Raw genomic sequence first — 5,909 nt, forward strand, 5'->3', positions numbered from 1 at the left:
GTGGACGACCTCGTAGAACGGGTCGCCGCCGGGCCTGAGGGGGGCGAGCCACATCTGGATGAAGGTCAGGGGCCGAGGGCCGTCGTTGCGCTCCACGTGCCGCACCCCGCCCGCCGAGCTGAGGCGCTGCACGTCCCCGTGGCGTACGACCGACTCGTGCCCGGTGGAGTCCCGGTGGGTCAGCTCGCCCTCCACCACCCACGTCACGATCTCGGTGTGGCTGTGCGGATGCTCGTCGAAGCCGGCTCCGGGCGCCAGCCGCTCCTCGTTGCACGCGAGCACCGCGCCGAACCGGAGGTTGTCCGGGTCGTAGTGGGGCCCGAAGGAGAAGGCGTGCCACGACTCGATCCCTGCGGCCGAATCCCCTCCGGGGTAGCGCCCGTCCGCGCGCCTCACGTCCATCACGAAGCCCACGGTAGGCCCTGCCCGGCGGAGCGGGTCGCAGTGAGGCAACAGAACGGGCAGACGCCGGCGAGCGGGGTCCGGTGCGTCCAGCTGCAAGGCGGAGGAGGGAGCCGACGCGATGGGGCTCCCCCTGCTCGAGCGAGGCCGAGAGCTCGGGAAAGTCGGCGAGTGACGACAACGCCGCAGATGGGCGAACCAGACCCCGCGTCTGCGACATGCTCCGCCGGGCAGGGCCTGACCCGGCGGCCCACCTTCCCGTCCGGATAAGGCAGTCTTGTCCCCGTGCCCGAACCCGAAACCAGCAAGAACGAAGCCGCAGCCCATGACGTCCATCCGCATGCCGCGACGCTGAAGCGGCTGGAGAAGTCGTCCGGATCGCTTGCCGCGCAGGCCATCGCGCGGATGGACGAGACGCTGCCCTGGTACCGGGCCATGCCCCCGGAGAACCGTTCCTGGATCGGTCTGGTCGCACAGGCGGGCATCGCCGCGTTCACCGAGTGGTTCCGGCATCCGGACGCCCCGCAGGCCATCTCCACCGACGTGTTCGGCACCGCGCCGCGCGAGCTGACCCGGGCGATCACCCTGCGCCAGACCGTGGAGATGGTGCGCACCACCATCGAGGTCATGGAGAGCGCGATCGACGAGGTCGCGGCCCCGGGCGACGAGCGGGTGCTGCGCGAGGCGCTGCTCGTCTACGCCCGGGAGATCGCCTTCGCCACGGCCCAGGTGTACGCGCAGGCCGCCGAGGCACGCGGCGCCTGGGACGCCCGGCTGGAGTCCCTGGTCGTGAACGCCGTGCTCAGCGGCGAGGCCGACGAGGGGGCCGTGTCCCGGGCCGCCGCCCTGGGCTGGAACTCCCCGGAGCACGTGTGCGTGGTGCTCGGCACGGCACCCGACGGGGACAGCGAGCTGACCGTCGAGGCCATACGGCGCGCGGCCCGGCACGCCAAGCTCCAGGTGCTCACCGGGGTGCTCGGCGACCGGCTGGTCGTCATCGCCGGCGGCAGCGACAACCCGCTGGCCGTCGCCAAGTCGCTCATCGGCCCGTTCGCGGCCGGACCGGTCGTGGCGGGCCCGGTGGTACCGGACCTGCTGGCCGCGACCCGGTCCGCGCAGGCCGCCGCGGCCGGGTTGAAGGCGTGTTCCGCCTGGCAGGACGCCCCGCGCCCGGTCCTGGCGGACGATCTGCTCCCGGAGCGGGCGATGGCCGGGGACCCTTCGGCCCGTGAGCAGCTGGTGGAGGAGATCTACAGACCGCTGGAGGAGGCCGGGGCCGCGCTCCTGGAGACCCTCAGCGTCTATCTCGAACAGGCGAGCAGTCTCGAGGGCGCCGCCCGGATGCTGTTCGTCCATCCCAACACCGTCCGCTACCGGCTTCGACGTGTGACTGACGTCACCGGCTGGTCACCCTCCGATGTACGCTCTGCGTTCACACTGCGGATCGCGTTGATCCTGGGTCGTCTGGTCGATGGAGATCTCCAGCCCTAGGGTTTTGTCGGGGCTCGACAAAACGCCCCCGTGTTCTTCGTCCCTGTCCCCACGGGCGGCTGTGCCCGTACCCAAGAGAGAGTGTGAGAGTGCTCGTACTCGTCGCTCCCGGCCAGGGCGCTCAGACGCCCGGCTTCCTGACCGAATGGCTCGACTTCCCCGGTGTTCGCGGTGCCCTCGAGGCCTGGTCCGACGCCGCGGGACTCGACCTGATCCGTTACGGCACCGAGGCCGACGCGGAGGAGATCCGCGACACCGCGGTGGCGCAGCCGCTGCTGGTCGCGGCCGGACTGGCCTGCGCCCACCTGCTGTTCGACGACCCCGCCGAGCTGCCGCAGAAGGTCGGCGCGATCGCCGGGCACAGCGTCGGTGAGTTCACCGCCGCCTCGCTCGCCGGAGTGCTCCCCACCGAGGAGGCACTCCGCCTGGTCCGCACCCGCGGGCTCGGCATGGCCGAGGCCGCCGCCGTCACCGAGACCGGCATGGCCGCGCTGCTGGGCGGCGACCCCGCGGTGACGGTTCCGCACCTGGAGAAGCTCGGCCTGACCCCGGCGAACATCAACGGCGCGGGCCAGATCGTCGCGGCCGGCACCAGGGAGCAGATCGCCGCGCTGGAGGCGGACAAGCCCGAGGGCGTGCGCAAGGTCGTCGCGCTGAAGGTCGCCGGCGCGTTCCACACGCACCACATGGCACCGGCCGTCGACACCCTGGCCAAGGCCGCCGAGGCCCTGGCGCCCGGCGACCCGAAGGTCCGTTACGTCTCCAACAAGGACGGCCGGACCGTCACCGGCGGCGCCGAGGTGCTGGAGCGTCTGGTCGGCCAGGTCGCCAGCCCGGTCCGGTGGGACCTGTGCATGGAGACCTTCAAGGAGCTCGGTGTCACGGCTCTGATCGAGGTGTGCCCGGGCGGTACCCTCACCGGCCTGGCCAAGCGGGCCCTGCCCGGGGTGAAGACACTGGCCCTGAAGTCCCCCGCCGACCTCGACGCGGCTCGCGAGCTCATCGCCGAGCACGCCTGACCGCCGCCCCCAAGGAGCCGACCGCATGGCGAAGATCAAGCCCAGCAAGGGCGCCCCGTACGCGCGCATCCTCGGCGTCGGCGGCTACCGCCCGACCCGGGTCGTGCCGAACGAGGTGATCCTGGAGACGATCGACTCGTCCGACGAGTGGATCCGCTCGCGCTCCGGCATCGAGACCCGGCACTGGGCGAACGACGAGGAGACCGTCGCCGCGATGTCGGTCGAGGCGTCCGGCAAGGCGATCGCCGACGCCGGGATCTCCGCCGAGCAGATCGGCGGCGTGATCGTCTCGACCGTCTCACACTTCAAGCAGACCCCGGCCGTCGCCACCGAGATCGCCGACAAGCTCGGCACGAACAATGCCGCCGCCTTCGACATCTCGGCCGGCTGCGCGGGCTTCGGCTACGGCCTCACCCTCGCCAAGGGCATGATCGTCGAGGGTTCCGCCGAATATGTCCTGGTGATCGGCGTGGAGCGGCTGAGCGACCTGACCGACCTGGAGGACCGCGCGACGGCCTTCCTGTTCGGTGACGGCGCCGGCGCGGTCGTCGTCGGCCCGGCCCAGGAGCCCGCGATCGGCCCCACCGTCTGGGGCTCCGAGGGCGACAAGTCCGAGACCATCAAGCAGACCGTGCCGTGGACGGACTACCGTACCGGCGAGGTCGCCAAGTTCCCCGCCATCACGCAGGAGGGCCAGGCGGTGTTCCGCTGGGCCGTCTTCGAGATGGCGAAGGTCGCCAAGGAGGCGCTGGACGCCGCCGGCATCACCGCGGACGACCTGGACGTCTTCATCCCGCACCAGGCCAACGAGCGGATCATCGACTCGATGGTGAAGACACTCAAGCTGCCGGAGTCCGTCACGGTCGCACGTGACGTACGCACCACCGGCAACACCTCGGCCGCCTCGATCCCGCTCGCGATGGAGCGGCTCCTGGCGACCGGAGAAGCGAAGAGCGGCGACACCGCGCTCGTCATCGGCTTCGGGGCGGGTCTCGTCTACGCCGCGACTGTCGTTACCCTCCCCTAGGCACTCCGTGCCGGATCATGCGATCCGGTACGGGAACAAGCACCTGCCACACCCTCTGGAAATCTACGAAGGAGCGCCAACATGGCCGCCACTCAGGAAGAGATCGTCGCCGGTCTCGCCGAGATCGTGAACGAGATCGCCGGCATCCCGGTTGAGGACGTCCAGCTGGACAAGTCCTTCACCGACGACCTGGACGTCGACTCGCTGTCCATGGTCGAGGTCGTCGTCGCCGCCGAAGAGCGCTTCGACGTCAAGATCCCCGACGAGGACGTCAAGAACCTCAAGACCGTCGGCGACGCGACCGACTACATCCTCAAGCACCAGGGCTGATCGGCCGATCCGGCCTTTGGGCTGACTGCCCCGCCACCCGGCGGTGGCGCCGCTTAATCCTCGTAACCGTTGGAGAAAGAATTCCCGTGAGCCCGACCAATCGCACCGTGGTCGTCACCGGTATCGGCGCAACCACACCGCTGGGTGGCGACGCAGCCTCTACCTGGGAGGGCCTGATCGCCGGCAAGTCCGGCGTCAAGCCCTTGGAGCAGGACTGGGCGGCCAACCAGGCCGTCAAAATCGCGGCCCCGGTCGCCGTGGAGCCGACCGAGGTCATTCCGCGGCCGCAGGCCCGCCGACTGGACCGCTCGGCGCAGTTCGCGCTGGTCGCGGCCAAGGAGGCCTGGGCCGACGCCGGTTTCGAAGCGAAGGCCGGCGAGGACCCGAACATCGACCCCGACCGGCTCGGCGCGGTCATCGCCTCCGGTATCGGCGGCGTGACGACGCTGCTCGACCAGTACGACGTGCTGAAGGAGAAGGGCGTCCGCCGCGTCTCCCCGCACACCGTGCCCATGCTGATGCCCAACAGCCCCTCGGCCAACGTGGGCCTGGCCGTGGGCGCCCGCGCGGGCGTGCACACGCCGGTCTCCGCCTGCGCCTCGGGCGCCGAGGCCATCGGCTACGCCATCGAGATGATCCGCACCGGCCGCGCCGACGTCGTCGTCGCGGGTGGCACGGAGGCGGCGATCCACCCGCTGCCCATCGCCGCGTTCGGCAACATGATGGCGATGTCCAAGAACAACGACGACCCGCAGGGCGCGTCGCGTCCCTACGACACCGCCCGCGACGGCTTCGTCCTCGGTGAGGGCGCCGGTGTCGTGGTCCTGGAGTCCGCCGAGCACGCCGCGAAGCGCGGTGCCCGGGTGTACGCGGAGGCGGTCGGGCAGGGCATCTCCGCCGACGCGCACGACATCGTGCAGCCGGAGCCGGAGGGGCGGGGCATCTCGCACGCCCTGCAGAACCTGATGGACCGCAACGACCTGGACCCGGCGGAGATCGTGCACGTCAACGCGCACGCGACGTCCACGCCGGCGGGTGACATCGCCGAGCTGAAGGCGCTGCGGAAGGTGTTCGGCGACGACGCCGACCACTTCGCGGTGTCCGCGACGAAGTCGATGACCGGGCATCTGCTGGGTGGTGCGGGAGGTGTCGAGACGGTCGCGACCGTGCTGGCGCTGTACCACCGGGTGGCTCCGCCGACGATCAACGTGGAGAACCTGGACCCCGAGGCCGAGGCGAATGCCGATGTCGTTCGGGGTGAGGCTCGGAAGCTGCCGGTCGAGGGACGGATCGCCGCGCTGAACGACTCGTTCGGGTTCGGTGGACACAACGTGGTGTTGGCGTTCCGGACGGTTTGATTCGCCCTTACGGCGAGTGGCCCGGACTCTGTGTGAGTTCGGGCCACTCGCCGTTTTGCGTCGTGCCGGGTGCCGGGTGCCGGACGGTGGGGGTTGATCGCGCAGTTCCCCGCGCCCCTAGGGCCCTTCTGATGGATCTCCGTGGAGGAAGGAGCGGTGTCCGGTGCGGCGAGTGGGGGTACCCCCTGCTCGAGCGGAGTCGGGAGCTTGGGGGAGCGTGCCGGGCATCGCGACGCCGCGGAGATCCATCAGAAGGGCCCTAGAAGACCAAAGCCTCACACC

Annotated in this window: 6 protein-coding genes; 5 read left to right on the forward strand and 1 reads right to left on the reverse strand. The window is 70.7% G+C overall.

The window, feature by feature from the left end; genetic code table 11:
• Positions 1-402 (reverse strand): pirin family protein (locus tag ABZ281_RS33735; protein WP_356661731.1); only part of this gene is annotated, 402 nt, incomplete at its 3' end.
• Between the two features lie 285 nt (positions 403-687).
• On the opposite strand from ABZ281_RS33735, the gene fasR reads away from it, so the two are divergent.
• The 5 genes from fasR to fabF all read left to right on the forward strand — a co-directional run bounded on the left by fasR (position 688) and on the right by fabF (position 5,627).
• Positions 688-1,893: a fatty acid biosynthesis transcriptional regulator FasR gene (gene fasR, locus ABZ281_RS33740; RefSeq protein ID WP_329328968.1), complete on the forward strand. Its 1,206-nt coding sequence runs from the start codon at positions 688-690 to the stop codon at positions 1,891-1,893.
• 89 nt (positions 1,894-1,982) lie between these two features.
• Positions 1,983-2,912 carry an ACP S-malonyltransferase gene (locus ABZ281_RS33745; RefSeq protein ID WP_356661725.1) on the forward strand — a complete coding sequence of 310 codons (930 nt, stop codon included), beginning with the start codon at positions 1,983-1,985 and terminating at the stop codon, positions 2,910-2,912.
• Between the two features lie 25 nt (positions 2,913-2,937).
• Complete coding sequence (locus tag ABZ281_RS33750; protein ID WP_356661727.1) at positions 2,938-3,939, forward strand: ketoacyl-ACP synthase III; 1,002 nt, start codon at positions 2,938-2,940, stop codon at positions 3,937-3,939.
• Between the two features lie 81 nt (positions 3,940-4,020).
• Positions 4,021-4,269 (forward strand): acyl carrier protein, encoded by a 249-nt coding sequence (locus tag ABZ281_RS33755; protein WP_003989952.1) that lies wholly within the window; start codon positions 4,021-4,023, stop codon positions 4,267-4,269.
• An 86-nt stretch (positions 4,270-4,355) separates the two neighbouring features.
• The gene (gene fabF, locus ABZ281_RS33760) at positions 4,356-5,627 is read left to right on the forward strand and encodes a beta-ketoacyl-ACP synthase II (RefSeq protein WP_356661729.1); all 1,272 of its coding nucleotides are present in this window, start codon (positions 4,356-4,358) and stop codon (positions 5,625-5,627) included.
• Positions 5,628-5,909: the final 282 nt, after the last annotated feature.

The sequence above is a fragment of the Streptomyces sp. NPDC006265 genome (assembly GCF_040613555.1).
Lineage (GTDB): Bacteria > Actinomycetota > Actinomycetes > Streptomycetales > Streptomycetaceae > Streptomyces.

Excerpts from the sequence above, each read along its gene's own strand:
- ABZ281_RS33750 (WP_356661727.1), top strand. The coding sequence starts at position 2,938 with ATGGCGAAGATCAAGCCCAGCAAGGGCGCCCCGTACGCGCGCATCCTC.
- ABZ281_RS33755 (WP_003989952.1), top strand. The coding sequence starts at position 4,021 with ATGGCCGCCACTCAGGAAGAGATCGTCGCCGGTCTCGCCGAGATCGTG.